The following is a 16418-nucleotide window of genomic DNA, read 5'->3' as shown; positions in this document are numbered from 1 at the left end:
GGCCGTTCGGCTGCTCGTACCCCTGGGACGGAGTCGCCCGAGCGTTCTCGACATCCACCGCGAAAAAACTCGGAAAGTTTTTCGGACCGGCGTTCGCCGGGGGCGAACGGCGGCTCGGAACAAGGGCGGACGGTCCGGGGTTGAGTAGGTGACGCTCAACTCTGGAAGGGGCTGAATCAGTGACTACCCCACTACGCCTACCGGTGCTGTTCCTGACCGATCCGGTCGTGCTGCCGGGCATGGTCGTGCCGATCGAGCTGGACGAATCGGCGCAGGCCGCCATCGACGCCGCGCGAGCCGCGAACCTGGAGTCCGTGCTGCTCGCACCGCGGCTGTCCGAGGGCTACGCCGCCTACGGCGTGGTCGCCACCATCGAGCAGGTCGGCCGGATGCGCGGCGGCGCGCCCGCCGCGGTGCTCAAGGCCGAGCGGCGCGCGAAGATCGGGCACGGCGTGACCGGACCCGGCGCCGCGCTGTGGGTCGAGGCCGAGCCGGTCGAGACCCCCGCGCCCGACGGCCGCACCAAAGAGCTTGCCGCCGAATACAAGAAGCTGGTCGTGTCCGTCTTGCAGCGCCGCGAGGCGTGGCAGGTCATCGACGCCGTGAACCGGCTGACCGACCCGTCCGCGCTGGCCGACACCGCCGGCTACGCGCCCTACCTGACCGACGAGCAGAAGCGCGAACTGCTCGACACCCCGGATGTCACCACCCGCCTGACCCGGTTGATCGAATGGACCAAGGACCACATCGCCGAGGCCGAGGTCACCGAGAAGATCAGCGAGGACGTCCGCGAGGGGCTGGAGAAGTCCCAGCGCGAGTTCCTGCTGCGCCAGCAGCTCAACGCGATTCGCAAGGAACTGGGCGAGAACGAGCCCGACGGCGCGGACGACTACCGCACCCGCGTCGAGAACGCCGACCTGCCGGACAAGGTCCGCGAGGCCGCCCTGCGCGAGGTCGACCGGCTCGAGCGCGGCAGTGACCAGAGCCCGGAGGCGGGCTGGATCCGCACCTGGCTGGACACCGTCCTAGACCTGCCGTGGACGGTGAAAACCGAGGACTCGACCGACATCTCGGCCGCCCGCGCCCAGCTCGACGCGGATCACCACGGCCTGGACGAGGTCAAGGACCGCATGGTCGAGTACCTGGCGGTGCGGGCCCGGCGGGCCGCGCGCGGCCTGGAGGTCGTCGGCGGCCGCGGCTCCGGCGCGGTGCTGGTGCTGGCCGGTCCGCCCGGTGTCGGTAAGACCTCGCTCGGCGAGAGCGTGGCACGGGCCTTGGGCCGCAAGTTCGTTCGCGTCGCCCTGGGCGGCGTGCGCGACGAGGCGGAGATCCGCGGGCACCGGCGCACCTACGTCGGCGCGCTGCCGGGCCGCATCGTGCGCGCGGTCAAGGAGGCGGGTTCGATGAATCCCGTCGTGCTGCTGGACGAGATCGACAAGGTCGGTTCGGACTTCCGGGGCGACCCGGCGGCCGCGCTGCTCGAGGTGCTGGACCCGGCGCAGAACCACACCTTCCGCGACCACTACCTGGATCTCGACCTGGACCTGTCCGACGTGCTGTTCATCGCGACCGCGAACGTCATGGAGACGATCCCCGGCCCGCTGCTGGACCGCATGGAGCTGATCACCGTCGACGGCTACACCGAGGACGACAAGGTGGCCATCGCCCGCGACTTCCTGGTGCCCCGGCAGCTGGAACGCAACGCGCTTACCGCCGACGAGGTGGCCATCACCGAGGAGGCCCTGCGCGAGATCGCGGCGAACTACACCCGGGAAGCCGGGGTGCGGCAGCTGGAGCGTTTGATCGCGAAGGCGTTGCGCAAGGCCGCGACTCGGCTCTCCGAAGGTTCGGTCTCCGAGCCGCTCACCATCGGCCTGGGCGACCTGAAGGACTACCTGGGCCGTCCCCGGTTCACCCCGGACTCGGTGGAACGCACCGCGGTCCCGGGCGTGGCGACGGGTCTGGCGGTGACCGGCGCGGGCGGCGACGTCCTCTACATCGAGGCCAATGCCGCCGAGGGCGAGCGCTCGCTCACCCTGACCGGCCAGCTGGGCGACGTCATGAAGGAGTCCGCGCAGATCGCCCTGACCTACGTGCGCTCGCACCTGGAGGAGATCGGCATCGAGCCGAAGATGCTGGACCGCAACATCCACATCCACTTCCCCGCGGGCGCGGTGCCCAAGGACGGTCCGTCGGCGGGCGTCACCATGGTCACGGCCCTGGTGTCGCTGGCGCTGAACCGGCAGGTGCGCGGCGACGTCGGCATGACCGGCGAGGTCACGCTGAACGGCCGGGTGCTGCCGATCGGCGGCGTGAAGCAGAAGCTGCTGGCCGCCCAGCGCGCCGGGCTGAAGACCGTGTTCATCCCGGCCCGCAACGAGCCGGACCTGGACGAGGTCCCCGCGGAAGTGCTGGCGGCCCTGGATGTCCGGCCCGTCGCCGACGTGGCGGAGATCCTGGCCTACGCCATCGAGCCGGTCGAGGAGCCGGCCTACGACCGCCCCCTGGCGGCCTCGGCCTGAGCCCGGCTCGGCAGTGAACTGTCGGGCAGTGAAAGTGCCAGGTAGCGAATGCGAAGGGGCCGTGCACCACCATGCACGGCCCCTTTCGCTTGTCACCTATGCGACATCCGTCGCTTGTGGGACAGGCACTACCTCGGCCGCCGGAACCGTGTCGCCGAGGGGAAGACTTGCGGCGCGGGACTTCTCGCGATGCCGCCGCCACAGCAGTACCGACGCCCCGATCAACGCGACCGAGTAGATGAGGACGTAGGCGTTCATCATCAGCTGCGCGCCCGGCCAGTACGGCGGCAGCAGGAACACGCCGACACTCACCCACGAATCGCTGTAGTGGTACGGCCAGGCACCGATCGCGAGCAGCACCGCCACGGCCGGGATCCACCAGATCGGCCGAGTCTGCGCCCGGTGCGCCAGGTACACCAGCAGCGGCACGAACCACACCCAGTGATGCCCCCACGCGAACGGCGAGACCGCGCACGCGGTCATCCCGGCCAGCGTCACCGTCAGCAGCCGCTCGCCGTGCCGGTACAGCCCGGCCGTGACGACCAGGCTCAGCGCCGCGACCCCGCCCGCGACCAGAATCCACAGCCACATCGGCGCGGAATGCTGACCGGTCAGGTGCGCGATGGCCCCGCGCAGGGACTGATTGGCCGGATGGGCGTCCTCGCCGATCCGGTTGGACTGGAAGAACGTCGAGGTCCAGTACTGCTTCGAATCACCCGGCAGCACCAGCCCCGACAGCACGATCGTGCCCACGAACACCCCGGCCGCGGTGAGCGCCGAGCGCCACTGCCGCATCGCCGCGAACTGCACCACGAAATACAGCGGGACGAGTTTGATCCCCGCCGCCACGCCCACGCCGAGGCCGCGCAACCGGCTGCGGTCGCCGCGGGAGAAGTCCCACAGCACCAGAGCCATCAGCATCAGATTGATCTGCCCGTAGTACAGCGTGGTGCGCACGGGTTCGATGAACACCAGTGTCAGCGACAACAACGCGCTGATCGCGGCCAGCCGCTTGTCGATCCGGTAACCCAGCAGCCGCCAGCTCAGCAGGACGCAGCCGAACAGGACCCCGAGATTGAGCACCATCCAGGTGTTGGTGACCCAGCCCCAGGGAAACAGCGCGATGGGGATGAAAGCCAGGGTCGAGAACGGCGTGTAGGTGTAGAGCAGGCCGAAGTACGTCTCCTCGGAGTACAGCGAGTGCCCGTGCAGGATCTTCCAGGCGCCGTCGCGGTAGATGTGGGCGTCCAGCCCGCCGTCCAGCATTCCGGCCTTGGGTAGCCACGGGTCGACCGTGGTGAAGATGAAGACCACGGCCGCGACGGCGGTGAGTGCCAGCACGATCGCGGTGGGCCGGAGGTGTGACAACCCGGGTGCACGTGAACCGTTGTCGAGTGTGCCGTCACTCACCTGCTATCACTTCGTTTCCCCGACCTGTCGCATGTCCGTTGCGTGCTCCAACCTAACTACTCGGTCGGATGTCTACATGCCCCGGCTGTTGTGGGCCGAATCGTGGCGTACGCCACGGACCGGTCAGTTGGCTTGCGTGCGTTCCGGCTCCACCGCCCGGGTGGTGCCCTGCGCGACGGCGACCAGCACCGAAGCGCCGTGCTCGTCCTCGGCGTGAATTTCACACGAGCACACGGCCTGCCGACGGGTGGCGCCGGTACAGCGCGCTTCGGCCCGCAGCCGGACGCCGCGGGCGGGGCGCAGGTAGGTGATGGTGAAGCCGCCCGTGAGCACGTTGGGCCCGAGGGCCAGGGCGGCCGCGTAGGTCAGCGTGTTGTCCGCGGCGTAGGCGAGGACGCCGCCGTGCACATAACCGAACTGCTGGCGGTGGTCCGCGCGCAGCGGGATCACCAGCGTGACGCCGTCCGCGTCGTAGGCGGTGAGTTCCGCGCCGATCAGGCGGCTGAACGGCTGGGCGGCGAGCACCGCGCGGGCGGTGGCGAGATCGAGGGCGGTCGTCATCGGTCGGCTCCGGAGTCGTCGGGTCGGGGTGCGCGCAGCGCCTGCCAGGCCGCGCGGGCCAGCTCCGGCGCCACCTCGGTGGGCGCGGTGCGGATCTCGCCGCCGAGCCAGTGCCGCGCGTACTCCTGCGCGGGGCCCAGCCACAGGGCGTAGACCAGGTCGAATTCGAGGTCGCGCACCGCGCCGTAGCCCGCGTGGGTGCGCCACCAGCGGGCCACGTCGCGCAGGAACTCGCGGTTCTCCGTACTCTCGCGCACCCCGGGCGGCCGGGCCGAGGTGAGAACCTTTGCGCGGTACTGGTTCTCGGTCACCCAGCGCAGATGCGCCAGGACGCCGCCGGTGATCCCGCCGCGGGCGTCGGTGCTGTCGCCGACCGCCGCCCAGAAGTGCCGCTGATAGTCACCCAGCGCGTGCGCCCACACCTGCCGGTACAGCTCCGACTTGTCCGGGAAGTGGTGGTAGAGCGCGCCCACGCTGGCTCCGGCGGCATCCCTGATCTGGGTGAGCGTGGCATCGAGCGCGCCGTGCTCGGCGAACTGCCGCTCGGCCGCCAGCAGCAACCGATCTCGAATCTTCACAAACAGAATTTAGTTCTGTCACGACCGACAAGGCAAGACCTGTGCCCAGATTCGCGGTGGAACAGCCCCGCGCGACCGGGGAATCGTCCGACCACGCTGTCCGGTCCGCTGCCGACCGGGCAGACTGTTTTCATGCCTCGCTGGCTGCTGCACGTGGACCTCGACCAGTTCCAGGCCGCGGTGGAATTCCGCCGGCACCCGGAACTGCGGGGGCGGCCGGTCATCGTGGGCGGCAACGGCGACCCCGAGGAGCCGCGCAAGGTGGTGACCTGCGCGTCCTATCCGGCGCGGGCGTTCGGGGTGCGGGCGGGGATGCCGCTGCGCGGCGCGGCCCGCAAATGCCCGGAGGGCGTCTTCCTGCCACTGGACATGGCCACCTACGAAGAGGCGTCGGAGGAGGTCATGGCGCTGTTGCGCACGTTCCCGGTGCGGGTCGAGGTGCTCGGCTGGGACGAGGCGTTCCTGGCCGCCGACACCGACGACCCGGAGCGGCTGGCCGAGGACATCCGGGCCGCCGTCGCGGACCTCGAGCTGACCTGCTCGATCGGCATCGGCGACAACAAACTTCGCGCGAAGCTGGCGACCGGCTTCGCCAAATCCGTCGGCAAGGGCGACCCGGAATCCGCGCCCGCCCCCGGCGCGCCCACCGGCATCTTCCGGCTCACCGCCGCCAACTGGACCGAACTGATGGCGCACCGCCCGACCAGCGCGCTGTGGGGCATCGGCGCGCGGATCGCGAAGCGGCTGGCCGACCTCGGCATCGAGACGGTCGCCCAGCTGGCGGCGGCCGACCGCGCGGCGCTGGCCGCCGAGTTCGGCCCGAGCACCGGCCCCTACCTGTGGGTGCTCGGCCACGGCGAAGGCGACACCGACGTGGTGACCGAACCGCGAATCCCCGTGGGCCGCAGCCGGTCCGAGACCTTCCCGCAGGACCTCACCGACCGCGCCGAGATCGCCGCGCAGGTCGGGCGGCTCGCCGCCGAGGTCGCCGCGGAGATGGCCGCCGCCGGCCGCAGCACCCACCGCGTCGGGGTCACCGTGCGCACCAACACCTTCTACACCCGCACCAAGCAGCGCAAACTGCCCGCGCCCACCGCCGACGTGGACGAGATCGTGCGGGCCGCCGGGCAGGTGCTGGAACGCTTCGAGCTCGAGCGCCCTGTCCGGTTGCTCGGCGTCCGCCTCGAACTGGTCCCGGAGTGAGCGGGTGCCGCGCGGCCCGGTTTCGACGGCCCGTCATGCGGCAAGATCAGACAGCAGGACACTCCACGGAAGGCAACGCATGACCGAGTACCAGACCCTGCGGTTCGAACAGAGCGGCAGCATCGCGCGGATCACCCTGAACCGGCCCGAGGCGGCCAACGGCATCGACCACGTGCTCGGCCGGGAACTGGCACAGCTGGCGAGCCTGTGCGCCGACGATCCGGCGCTGAAGGTGGTCACGCTGACCGGCGCGGGCAAGTTCTTCTCCGCCGGAGGCGATCTGAAGGCGATGGCGGCGCAGGGCGGCGAGGCCGGCGCCTACGTCAAGGGTCTGGCCGACGATCTGCACGCGGCGATCTCGTCGTTCGCGCGGATGGACGCGCTGCTGATCACCGCCGTGAACGGCATCGCCGCCGGCGCCGGTTTCAGCCTCGCCGTCACCGGCGACCTGGTGATCACCGGCGAGTCGGCGTCGTTCACGATGGCCTACACCCGCGCCGGCCTCAGCCCCGACGGCGGCGCCTCCTACTACCTGCCCCGCCTGATCGGCCTGCGCCGCACCCAGGATCTGATGCTGACCAACCGCGCGCTCTCCGCCGGGGAGGCCCTGGAGTGGGGATTGGTGCACCGCGTCGTCCCCGACGCCGAGTTGGCCACGGCCGTCGACGAATTGGCCGAGAAGTTCGCCGCGGGTCCCCGCCACGCCAATGCGAACGTGAAGAAGCTGCTGCTGGTCAGCTCCAGCCACACCTTGGAGGAGCAGCTGGCGCGCGAGTCGGCGTTCATCGCCACCTGCGCCGATTCCACCGACGGCCGGGAGGGCATCGACGCGTTCCTGGGCAAGCGCGCGCCGAAGTTCGGCTGAGGCTACCCGGCGACGCCGAGATCCCGGCCGCCGTGCCCGGCGTTGGCCAGCTCGAGCAGCACATCGCCGTGGCACGGGTCGCCGGGCGCGCACCAGCAGGCCAGGTCCTTGCCCCGCAGTTCGGGCAGGGCCGCGCGCACGGCCGCGGCGTCGGCGTCGTCGCCGCGCTCGAGCCAGGCGCGGAACTGCGCGGTCACCGCCTCGCGGGTGGCGCCGGGATGCGCGCCCGCGCGGAACGGGTTCGCCCACCGGCTCGGTTCGGCGACGACCACCGTCCGGTCGTCGTTCCAGCTCTGATCATGTGTCAACTGCACCCTTTTCGGCATCGTTCACCTGTCCAGAGGTCGAGGCGGCCGTCCGCGCCGCACCGCCGGTTCGCGAGATCCGTTGTGCGGGTGCGGCACAGCGGCCGCCGCTGTTTTCCCCGACCTAGATCGGACACGGTATCTGTGACAGAGTGACACAGCAAGTCTGTGACGTGATCGAGCCGTCCGGCGGCGGCGGGCACTACGGTGGGTGGCCATGAACTTCGCTCCGGCCGTGGCACCGGAGCACGGGTCTGTCCGGCGCGTCTCAGCGGCATGGCGGGTGTCGCCGATCGTGGTGGCCGCCGCGCTGATCGCGTCGCAGCTGGTGCTGCGGGGGTGGGTGGCCGGGAGTGGCTACTTCTATTGGGACGACTTGATCCTGGTGGGCCGGGCTGGGACGTCGCCGCTGCTGTCCGCGGAGCTGTTGCTGCACAGCCACGATGGGCACTTCATGCCGCTGGCCTTCGTCGTCGCGTGGGTCGTGACCGCGCTCGCGCCGCTGAACTGGGCCGGGCCGGTGGTCTCGCTGCTGGTGTTGCAGTGTGTTGCCGCGGTGGCGGTGCTGCGGATGCTGCTGGTGCTGGACGCGGGCCGGGCGAGAACCGCCGCGGCGCGGCCGGTGCGCTGGATCGTCCTGCTGCCGTTCGTCTTCTACCTGTTCTGTCCGCTGACCCTGCCGTCGTTCGCCTGGTGGGCGGCCGGTCTCAACGCGCTGCCCTTGCAGGCGGCGCTGGCCTGGGTGATCGGTGACGCCGTGCTGCTGGTGCGGACCGGGCGGCGGCGTTACGCGGTGTCCGGGGTTCTCGTCTTCGCCGTAGGGCTGCTGTTCTTCGAGAAGTGCGTGGTGATTCCGTTCGTCGCGTGTGCTGTGGCCGCGCTGTCCGGGCATCTCGACGGGCGGGCGAAGGTGCTGCGGCGAGGTGCGCCGCTGTGGCTCGGCTCGGCGGCGGTCTTGGTGTGCTGGGCGGTGGTCTATTTCGCGGTCCTCGATACCGCCACGGTCCACAGTGACCCCGGCAATCTGCGGAACCTCCTCCACAGCGCGACCTCGCTGGGCATTGTGCCGACACTGCTGGGCGGACCGTGGGCATGGGCCCGCTGGCTCCCCTCGACACCCTGGGCCGTCCCCCCGACCTGGGCGGTCATCCTGTCCTGGCTCGCCTTGGCCCTGCTCGTGGCACTGACCGTCCGCTTCCGCGCCCGAGTCGTGCCGGTGTGGATCCTGGTGGCGGCGTACATATTCGGCGCTCAACTCCCCGTCGCGCTCATTCGCGGCGGCCCCAACACCGCCGCCGAACTCATGCAATCCCTGCGCTACCTCGCCGACGTAGCGGTAGTGCTGGCGGCAGCCGGTGCCCTGCTACTACGCGCCCCGCGCCGCCCCGCGAACCCCGCAGTGACCGATACCGCCGCTGCCACTCACGTTGCCGCCGCTGCCGCTGGCACCGACACTCGCACTGCCGCCGGCGTCGGCACCGACACTCGCACTGCCGTCGGCGTCGGCACCGGCACTCGCACTGCCGTTGGCACCGGCACCGGCACCGGCACCGACACCGCGACCGGCGGCGGCACTCGCACGGCTGCGGGCATCGGTACGCGTCCTGTCGCTGGCATCAGCAGCGGTCCAGCTACTGGTCTCGGCACTCGCATCCGCACTGCTGTTGGTGTCGGCACCGGCTCTGGTGCGGGTGCTGCTCCCGGTGCCGGGGCTGGGTTCGGCAGTGGTGTGCGGCGGTGGGTGGTGGTGGGGGTTGTGGTTGCGCTCGTGGGGAGCAGTTTGTGGTCGACCGTTGCCTTCGCTCGATCGTGGGAGGTGAGTCCGACGCGCACGTATCTCACCAATGTGGAGGTGGGGCTGGCCGCGGGTGGTCCGCCATTGCTCGATCAAGAGGTGCCCTGGGGAGTGTTGACGCCGTTGGCGTATCCGCAGAATCTGGCGAGTCGCGTGTTGTCGCCGGTTGCGAAAGGCGCGTTCGCGGACTCGACGCCGCGGTTGCGAATGATCACCGACAGCGGTGAGCTCGTGCCCGCGCAGGTGTGGTGGAACCGGGGGATCCGCCCGGGTCCGGAGCCGGGGTGCGGGTACCGGGTCGCGGGCGAGCCGTCGGTCGACCTGCCCCTCGACGGTCCGATGCTCGACAACGGCTGGACGGCGCAGCTGAACTATTTCGCCGACCGCGACGGGCGCGTCGTCGTCGGCATGGAGCACGGCCGCGCGGTGTCGGTGCCGGTGCGGGCCGGGCTGAACACGGTCTTCGTCCGGCTCGTCGGCAGCGGTTCCACCGTGCGAATCGCCTCTCGCACACCGGATTTGACGCTGTGTGTCGGCGCGGGCCCGGTCGGCGTCGCGTCCTACGATCGCTGACCGAGCCGATCCGCAGGTCACCGAGCTCACCGGAGGCCCGCTCCCGCCGAACCGGCCGCGGAGCCTCTATCCTCGGACCCATGCAGTTCTGGGCGATGGTGGCACACGAGTCCGATGGCGGCGTACGGCTGGTGCGCGAGGAGGTCGGCGAGGACTTCCTCGGGCCGGGCGCGGTCACGATCAAGGTGCACTTCTCCAGTGCCAACTTCAAGGACGGGCTGGCCGTCACGCCCGGCGGCGGCGTGGTGCGCGAGTACCCGATCATCCCCGGCATCGACCTGACCGGCGAGGTCGTCGCCTCCGAGGACCCCGGCTTCGCGCCCGGCGACCTGGTGATCGCGCACGGCTACGACATCGGCACCGCCCACCACGGCGGCTTCGCCGAGTACGCCCGGGTCCCGGCCGAATGGGTCGTCAAGCTCGACGGCCTGACGCCGCGCGAGGCCGCCGCGCTGGGTACCGCCGGCTTCACCGCGGCGATGAGCGTGCAGGCCCTGCTCGACCGCGGCCTGACCCCCGAGTCGGGCCCGGTGCTGGTGACCGGCGCGACGGGCGGCGTCGGCACGGTGGCCGTGGACATCCTCGCCGGGCTCGGCTTCGAGGTGGTCGCCTCCACCGGCAAGACCGACGCGGGCGAGCGGTTGTCCGCGCTCGGCGCGAAATCGGTGATCGGACGGCTGCCGGAGGACCCGGACGCCAAGCCCCGCCCGCTGGCCAAGGCGCAGTGGGCGGGCGCGGTCGACAGCGTCGGCGGCAAATCCCTTGCGCACGTGCTGAGTACGATCCGCTACGGCGGCGCGGTCGCGGCGAGCGGACTCACCGGCGGCACCGCGCTCCCCACCACCGTCATGCCGTTCATCCTGCGCGGCGTCGCCCTGCTCGGCATCGACTCGGTGCAGTTCCCGATCGACCAGCGCCGCGCGCTGTGGACCCGGCTGGGCAAAGACCTGAAACCGCAACGTCTTTCGGATTACGAGAACTACGCGCCGGTCACCCGCGCGGCGGAGGTGCTGGACTCGATCCGGTCCGGGCAGCACTCCGGGCGCACGGTGCTCGGCGTCGCCGGGGAGTTCTGAGCTTCCGGCCACCTGACGAACCCACACCCTCGCGGTGTCCGCGATGATTTTGGACTGATCTATCTAAAACGTGCTACGGTGGGCGCATGGCACGACCCAGGCAATTCGACGAGGAGCGCGCGGTGGACGCGGCGATGCGCGCGTTCTGGGAAAGCGGCTACGAGGCCACCTCCACGCAGGACCTCTGTGCCGCGACGGGCCTCGGGCGCAGCAGCATCTACAACACCTTCGCCGGCAAGCACGAGCTGTACGAGCGTGCGCTGCGTCGGTACATGGCAGCCAAGAACTCCGACAATTTCGCCCTGCTCGAGGGCCCGGAGCCGGCGAAGGACAAGGTGCGCGCCCTGCTGTGGCGGATCGTCGACGCCCCCGAGGACGATCCGCTGGGCTGCCTGGTGGTGAACGCGACCGTCGAACTGGGGCGGCGTGATCCGGAGGTGGCGGCCCTGCTGTGTGCCGACCTGGACAAGCGGCTCGCGGCGCTCACTGCGGCCCTCGCGGCCGGGCAGCGCGCGGGCGAGATCGACAAGGCCCGCAGCGCAACGGATCTCGCGCATTTCGTGATCGCGACGATCGGCGGTATGCGAGTCTCCGCGCGCGGCGGCGCGGACCGTTCGACGCTGGAGGCGATCGCGAATGTCGCGCTGAGTTGTCTGTGATGACGGTGTAGTTTCCGGTCCCGTCATTCGTCGGGTGCTGAATTACGCGATGGGCGTGTGGATTTCGCATGCCCTTGTTTTGAACCGAATGATCCAAAACAGAAGGGAGGCCGACCGCCATGCCGTTGGCCGTCTACATCCTGGGCCTGTCCATCTTCGCGCAGGGCACCTCGGAGCTGATGCTCGCGGGGTTGCTCACCGAAATGGCAAGCGACCTGGGCGTTTCCGTGCCGCAGGCCGGATTGCTCATCTCCGCCTTCGCGCTGGGCATGCTGGTCGGCGCGCCGGTGCTGGCCGTGGCGACGCTGCGGTGGTCGCGGCGCACCGCGCTGCTCGCCTTCCTCGCCGTGTTCCTGGCCGCCCACGTGGTCGGGGCACTGACCTCCGACTATTGGGTGCTGTTCGGCACCCGGGCGGTGGCGGCGTTCGTCTACGCCGGGTTCTGGTCGGTGGCCGCCGCGACCGCCGTGGGTCTGGTGCCGGGCAGTGCGCGCGGCCGGGCGATGAGCGTCGTCGCCGGCGGGCTCACCATCGCCACCGTCGTCGGGCTCCCGGCCGGCACCTTCGTCGGCCAGCACCTGGGGTGGCGGGCCGCGTTCTGGGCGGTCGCGGTGCTGACGGCGGCCGCCATGGCGGGTGTGCTCGCCAAGATTCCCGACGCTCGCCGCACCGAGGCGCCGAAGTTGCGAAACGAGCTGCGCGCCTTGGCTTCCCGGCAGGTGTGGTTGTTGTACGGCACCACCATGCTGGCTACCTCCGCGTTGCTGGTGTCGTTCAGTTACCTGGGCGCGCTGCTCACCGAGACGACCGGACTGGCCGACGGCTGGGTGCCGGTGGTGCTGGCCGTCTACGGTCTCGGCGGGCTGATCGGCATCGTCGTCGGCGGCCGCACCGCCGACGCTCACCCGGCACGCACCCTCGTCGTCGGCGTCACCGGTCTCACCCTCACCTCGGTGCTGCTCGCGCTCACCGCGCACCACATCGCACCGGTCACGGCGCTGGTATTCCTCCTGGGCGCCTTCGGTTTCGGTGTGAACCCAGTACTCAACAGCCGCGTGTTCACCCTCGCCCCCGAAGCGTCGACGCTGGGCGCGGCGGGCAACGTCGCCTCCTTCAACGTCGGCATCACCGCCGGACCGTGGCTCGGCGGTCTGGCCCTGGGCGCGGGCATGGGCTACCCGGCGGTGGCATGGATCGGCGCGGTGCTCGGCGTGGTGGCGCTGGGCGTCGTCGTCTGGTCGAATGCGTTGGCGCGCAACGTCGTCGCGCGTCGGATGGACGATCCAGAACGCGAACCGGCTCCCGCCGAGGCGTGAGACCGTCACGCAACTCGCGCGTCACCGGCCTTCCGGCCTGCATACCGCGTCGGTGCGCAGGCGCTCGTCCGGACTCGCTCCGCTGCACCGGCCGATCGCAACGACAATCGCGGCGGCAGTGGTGAATACGGCGCTGCACCACAGTGCCGTGGTCGGGTGGCCGGTGCGATCGACGAAGAGTCCTGCGGCGGCGGGGCCGACGACGGCACCGATGTTGAAGGCGGTGGTGGCCAGGGCGCCCGCGATGCGCGGGGCGACAGGTGTGGCGGTCCGGACGATGGCCGCGATGAGAGTCGAGCCGACGCCGAACGCGACCGCGCCCGCCACCACCGCCATGACCGCGAGCCCGAGCAAGGCGTGCGCGGTCACGGCGGCCAGCGCCCAGACGCCGACGAGGGCGACCGCTCCGCCGACGACGATCCGCCGCTGATGACGGTCGCTGTACCGACCGGTGACGAGCACGCCGAGAAACGAGCCGATGCCGAACAGGGCCAGCACCAACGGAACCCACCCGTCGCCCCCGGCGGCATCGGTCGTGACGGTGCCGAGGTAGGTGAACCCGGCGAAGGTCGCGGCATTGACCAGCACCGCGGCCACGACGGCGAGCAGCACCGGCCGCTGCCGCAGCACCAGCCATTCGCGCGGCAGCGAGCGCGTCGGTCCCTCGGGCGTGGTGTCGTCGCGCAGGTCGCCACGGAGCATCACCCGAACGGGAATCAGCACAGCCGCACTGAGGACGGCGACGGCCCAGAACGCCGAGCGCCACCCCCACGCCTGGCCCAGCAGGGTGCCCGCGGGCACTCCGGCGATGCACGCGACCGTCACCCCGGACACCACCACCGAGGTCGCGCGCCCGACCACCGCCGGACCGACGAGCCTCGGCAAGGCGGCGAGCGCGATCGCCAGGAATCCGGCATTCGCGACCGCCGCCACCACGCGAGTCACCAACAGCACCCCGAAATCGGTTGCCACCGCACCGATCACGTGCGCGCAACAGAAGACGCCCAGAAACGCCGTCACCGAATATCCGACGGGCAACCGGCCCGTCGCCACCACCATCACCGGCGCGCCGAGCACCATACCTGCCGCGAACAGCGAGGTCAGCAAACCCGCAACACCCAGCGACACTCCGACGTCGGCCGCGATCCGCGCCAACAGCCCCGACATCATGAACTCGGACGTGCCCTGCGCGAACACCGCGACAGCCAGCACGAAAACCACCATGGGCATGAGAGAACTCCCCGGAATCAGGGCGCCACAATCGAATTCGCAGCGCCCGAGACGAACCGCGACATCGGGCGAACCCGCACCCGACCGCGGCGAATCGACATCGTCCGGCGTCGCGAGCTACCCCTCGCGCCGATCGCTCGGCGACCAGCGGGGACAACACTCACCACGCCGCCCGGCCACAGGCCGAGCGGCTACCTTCTGGACGCCTCCGGAGAATTCACGCCGCCACCCTAACAACCCACCCCGCACCGAACCAGCGATTAAACAGGCGCACCCGACGCACGCCGCCGCCCGAGGCGATGGCACTCGGGCGGCGGCGAAACCCCTAGGCCGCGACCGGTTCCGAATCGTCGGCGAACTGCGTGCGGTACAGCTCGCTGTAGCGCCCACCGGCCGCCAGCAGCGTGGCGTGCGTGCCGCGTTCCACGACGCGGCCCTCCTCCAGGACCAGGATCTGGTCGGCATTGCGGACGGTGGACAGCCGGTGCGCGATCACCAGGGCCGTCTTGCCGTCGAGCGCCTCCGCCAGTGCTTCCTGGACCGCTGCCTCGGAGGTCGAATCCAGCGAGGCGGTGGCCTCGTCCAGGATCACCACGCGCGGCTGCTTGAGCAGCAGGCGGGCGATCGTCAGCCGTTGGCGTTCACCGCCGGAGAGCCGGTAACCGCGCTCGCCGACCATGGTGTCCAGCCCGTCGGGCAGGGCGGCCACCAGATCCTCCAAGCGGGCGCGGCGCAACGCGTCCCACAGCTCGCCCTCGGTCGCCTCCGGGCGCGCCAGCAGCAGGTTGGCCCGGATGGTCTCGTGGAACAGGTGGCCGTCCTGGGTGACCAGGCCGACCGTGTCGTGAATGGAGCGGCCGGTCAGCTCGCGCACGTCGCGCCCGTTGAGCCGCACGCTGCCCGAATCCACGTCGTACAGCCGGGAAACCAGCTGGGCCACCGTGGATTTCCCGGCCCCGGACGAGCCGACCAGCGCCACCGTCTGCCCCGGCTCGGCGCGCAGCGAGATGCCGTGCAGCACTTCGATCCCGCCGCGCGCGTCGAGCGTCGCGACATCCTCCAGCGAGGCCAGCGACACCTTGTCCGCCGACGGGTAGCCGAAGTGGACGTCGTCGAACTCCACCGAAACCGGGCCCTCGGGCACGGGTTCCGCGTCGGGCGCGTCCTCGATCAGGGGCTTCAGGTCCAGCACCTCGAAGACCCGTTCGAAGCTCACCAGCGCCGACATGATGTCGACCCGGGCGCTGGCCAGCGCGGTGAGCGGGGTGTACAGCCTGGTCAGCAGCAGCGACAGCGCCACGACGGAACCGGCGTCCAGCTGCCCCCGCAGGGCGTACCAGCCGCCCAGCCCGTAGACCAGCGCCACGGCCAGTGCCGACACCAGCGTCAGCGCGGTGACGAACACGGTCTGCAACATCGCGGTGCGCACGCCGATGTCGCGGACCCGCCCCGCGCGCAGCGCGAACTCCCTGGACTCCTGGTGCGGTCGGCCGAACAACTTGACCAGGGTGGCGCCGGGCGCGGAGAAGCGCTCCGTCATCTGGGTACTCATCGCGGCGTTGAGTTGCGCGGCCTCGCGCTGGATCTCCGCCACCCGCACACCCATGCGGCGCGCGGGAATCATGAACAGCGGCAGCAGGATCAGCGCCAGCAGCGTGATCTGCCAGGACAGCCGCACCATGACCACCAGCGTGAGCAGCAGCGTCACCGCGTTCGTGACCACGCCGGACAGAGTGGTGCTGAACGCCCGCTGCGCGCCGATCACGTCGCTGTTCAGCCGGCTGACCAGCGCGCCGGTGCGGGTGCGGGTGAAGAACGCGATCGGCAGCCGCTGCACGTGGTCGAACACCGCGGTGCGCAGGTCGAGGATCAGGCCCTCGCCGATGCGCGCCGACAGCCACCGGATCACGATGCCCAGCGCGGCGTCGAGCACCGCGACCGCGCCGATGATCGCCGCGAGCACGGCCACCGAACTCGGTGCGGCCCGCCCCACGATCTCGTCCACCACCCGCCCCGCGAGGACCGGGTTCGCGACCGCGAGCAGCGCCGACACCACGCTGAACACCAGGAACCCGATCAGCTGGGGCCGATGCGGCCGCGCGAACCGCAGAATCCGCCGAGCCGTGGCGCGGCTGAGCGCGCGCTTCTCCTGTGGCGCGTGCGCCTGCCGGTAGAGCTGACTCCACGCCTCCGACTCGATACTCATCCGCCCACTCCTTCCGCTCCGGTCAGTCAACCCGAGGGCACCGACATTAAGACCTCAACATTGGTTGAGAGCAAGCGATGCCGCGGCAGGATACGGTTCGCGGACAGCGAACATCGGGC

13 protein-coding genes are annotated in these 16418 nt (G+C 70.7%); 7 read left to right on the top strand and 6 right to left on the bottom strand.

From position 1 onward, the window contains the following. Nucleotides 1-239: 239 nt before the first annotated feature. The gene (gene lon / locus IU476_RS33760; protein ID WP_228824755.1) at nt 240-2522 is read left to right on the top strand and encodes an endopeptidase La; all 2283 of its coding nucleotides are present in this window, start codon (nt 240-242) and stop codon (nt 2520-2522) included. 96 nt (nt 2523-2618) lie between these two features. Here lon and IU476_RS33755 read toward each other — a convergent pair whose 3' ends face one another. The 3 genes from IU476_RS33755 to IU476_RS33745 form a co-directional block, all read right to left on the bottom strand. Beyond that, a complete protein-coding gene (locus tag IU476_RS33755) occupies nt 2619-3932 on the bottom strand; it encodes a glycosyltransferase 87 family protein (protein WP_324194541.1) in 1314 nt (437 codons plus the stop codon). 123 nt (nt 3933-4055) lie between these two features. Next, on the bottom strand, nt 4056-4493 hold the full coding sequence (locus IU476_RS33750; RefSeq protein WP_195106389.1) for a PaaI family thioesterase: 438 nt from the start codon (nt 4491-4493) through the stop codon (nt 4056-4058). Continuing rightward, a complete protein-coding gene (locus IU476_RS33745; protein WP_195106388.1) occupies nt 4490-5071 on the bottom strand; it encodes a TetR/AcrR family transcriptional regulator in 582 nt (193 codons plus the stop codon). The genes IU476_RS33750 and IU476_RS33745 overlap by 4 nt, the downstream gene beginning before the upstream one ends. Nucleotides 5072-5203: 132 nt before the next feature. Here IU476_RS33745 and IU476_RS33740 point away from each other — a divergent pair, with 132 nt between their 5' ends. Both IU476_RS33740 and IU476_RS33735 read left to right on the top strand, forming a co-directional pair. Then, nucleotides 5204-6274, top strand: coding sequence for a DNA polymerase IV (locus IU476_RS33740; protein ID WP_195106387.1), 1071 nt, complete (start codon nt 5204-5206; stop codon nt 6272-6274). 79 nt (nt 6275-6353) lie between these two features. Continuing rightward, nucleotides 6354-7139, top strand: a complete 786-nt coding sequence (locus IU476_RS33735) for an enoyl-CoA hydratase/isomerase family protein (RefSeq protein WP_195106386.1) — start codon at nt 6354-6356, stop codon at nt 7137-7139. A 2-nt stretch (nt 7140-7141) separates the two neighbouring features. Here the strand turns inward: IU476_RS33735 and IU476_RS33730 are convergent, their stop codons facing one another. Beyond that, a complete protein-coding gene (locus tag IU476_RS33730) occupies nt 7142-7453 on the bottom strand; it encodes a DUF4326 domain-containing protein (RefSeq protein ID WP_369123141.1) in 312 nt (103 codons plus the stop codon). Between the two features lie 208 nt (nt 7454-7661). Between IU476_RS33730 and IU476_RS33725 the strand changes: the two genes are divergently transcribed. The 4 genes from IU476_RS33725 to IU476_RS33710 all read left to right on the top strand — a co-directional run bounded on the left by IU476_RS33725 (nt 7662) and on the right by IU476_RS33710 (nt 12863). Continuing rightward, on the top strand, nt 7662-9812 hold the full coding sequence (locus IU476_RS33725; RefSeq protein ID WP_195106384.1) for a hypothetical protein: 2151 nt from the start codon (nt 7662-7664) through the stop codon (nt 9810-9812). Nucleotides 9813-9892: 80 nt separating this feature from the next. After that, a complete protein-coding gene (locus IU476_RS33720) occupies nt 9893-10888 on the top strand; it encodes an oxidoreductase (protein ID WP_195106383.1) in 996 nt (331 codons plus the stop codon). 86 nt (nt 10889-10974) lie between these two features. Continuing rightward, the gene (locus tag IU476_RS33715; protein ID WP_195106382.1) at nt 10975-11547 is read left to right on the top strand and encodes a TetR/AcrR family transcriptional regulator; all 573 of its coding nucleotides are present in this window, start codon (nt 10975-10977) and stop codon (nt 11545-11547) included. Between the two features lie 119 nt (nt 11548-11666). Then, the gene (locus tag IU476_RS33710; RefSeq protein ID WP_195106381.1) at nt 11667-12863 is read left to right on the top strand and encodes a Cmx/CmrA family chloramphenicol efflux MFS transporter; all 1197 of its coding nucleotides are present in this window, start codon (nt 11667-11669) and stop codon (nt 12861-12863) included. A gap of 21 nt (nt 12864-12884) precedes the next feature. On the opposite strand, the gene IU476_RS33705 is transcribed toward IU476_RS33710, so the two are convergent. Both IU476_RS33705 and IU476_RS33700 read right to left on the bottom strand, forming a co-directional pair. Further along, nucleotides 12885-14093 carry a Cmx/CmrA family chloramphenicol efflux MFS transporter gene (locus tag IU476_RS33705; protein ID WP_195106380.1) on the bottom strand — a complete coding sequence of 403 codons (1209 nt, stop codon included), beginning with the start codon at nt 14091-14093 and terminating at the stop codon, nt 12885-12887. 325 nt (nt 14094-14418) lie between these two features. Continuing rightward, complete coding sequence (locus IU476_RS33700; RefSeq protein WP_195106379.1) at nt 14419-16299, bottom strand: ABC transporter ATP-binding protein; 1881 nt, start codon at nt 16297-16299, stop codon at nt 14419-14421. Nucleotides 16300-16418: the final 119 nt, after the last annotated feature.

The sequence above is a fragment of the Nocardia blacklockiae genome (genome assembly GCF_015477355.1).
Taxonomy (GTDB): Bacteria; Actinomycetota; Actinomycetes; order Mycobacteriales; family Mycobacteriaceae; genus Nocardia; species Nocardia blacklockiae.
The sequence above is the reverse complement of the archived record's forward strand: the minus strand, read 5'-3'. Positions and strand labels throughout refer to the sequence as shown.

Coding starts and splice junctions, on each gene's coding strand:
- lon (WP_228824755.1), top strand. CDS start 240: ATGGTCGTGCCGATCGAGCTGGACGAATCGGCGCAGGCCGCCATCGAC.
- IU476_RS33750 (WP_195106389.1), bottom strand. CDS start 4,493: ATGACGACCGCCCTCGATCTCGCCACCGCCCGCGCGGTGCTCGCCGCC.
- IU476_RS33740 (WP_195106387.1), top strand. CDS start 5,204: ATGCCTCGCTGGCTGCTGCACGTGGACCTCGACCAGTTCCAGGCCGCG.
- IU476_RS33735 (WP_195106386.1), top strand. CDS start 6,354: ATGACCGAGTACCAGACCCTGCGGTTCGAACAGAGCGGCAGCATCGCG.
- IU476_RS33725 (WP_195106384.1), top strand. CDS start 7,662: ATGAACTTCGCTCCGGCCGTGGCACCGGAGCACGGGTCTGTCCGGCGC.
- IU476_RS33720 (WP_195106383.1), top strand. CDS start 9,893: ATGCAGTTCTGGGCGATGGTGGCACACGAGTCCGATGGCGGCGTACGG.
- IU476_RS33715 (WP_195106382.1), top strand. CDS start 10,975: ATGGCACGACCCAGGCAATTCGACGAGGAGCGCGCGGTGGACGCGGCG.
- IU476_RS33710 (WP_195106381.1), top strand. CDS start 11,667: ATGCCGTTGGCCGTCTACATCCTGGGCCTGTCCATCTTCGCGCAGGGC.
- IU476_RS33705 (WP_195106380.1), bottom strand. CDS start 14,093: ATGCCCATGGTGGTTTTCGTGCTGGCTGTCGCGGTGTTCGCGCAGGGC.
- IU476_RS33700 (WP_195106379.1), bottom strand. CDS start 16,299: ATGAGTATCGAGTCGGAGGCGTGGAGTCAGCTCTACCGGCAGGCGCAC.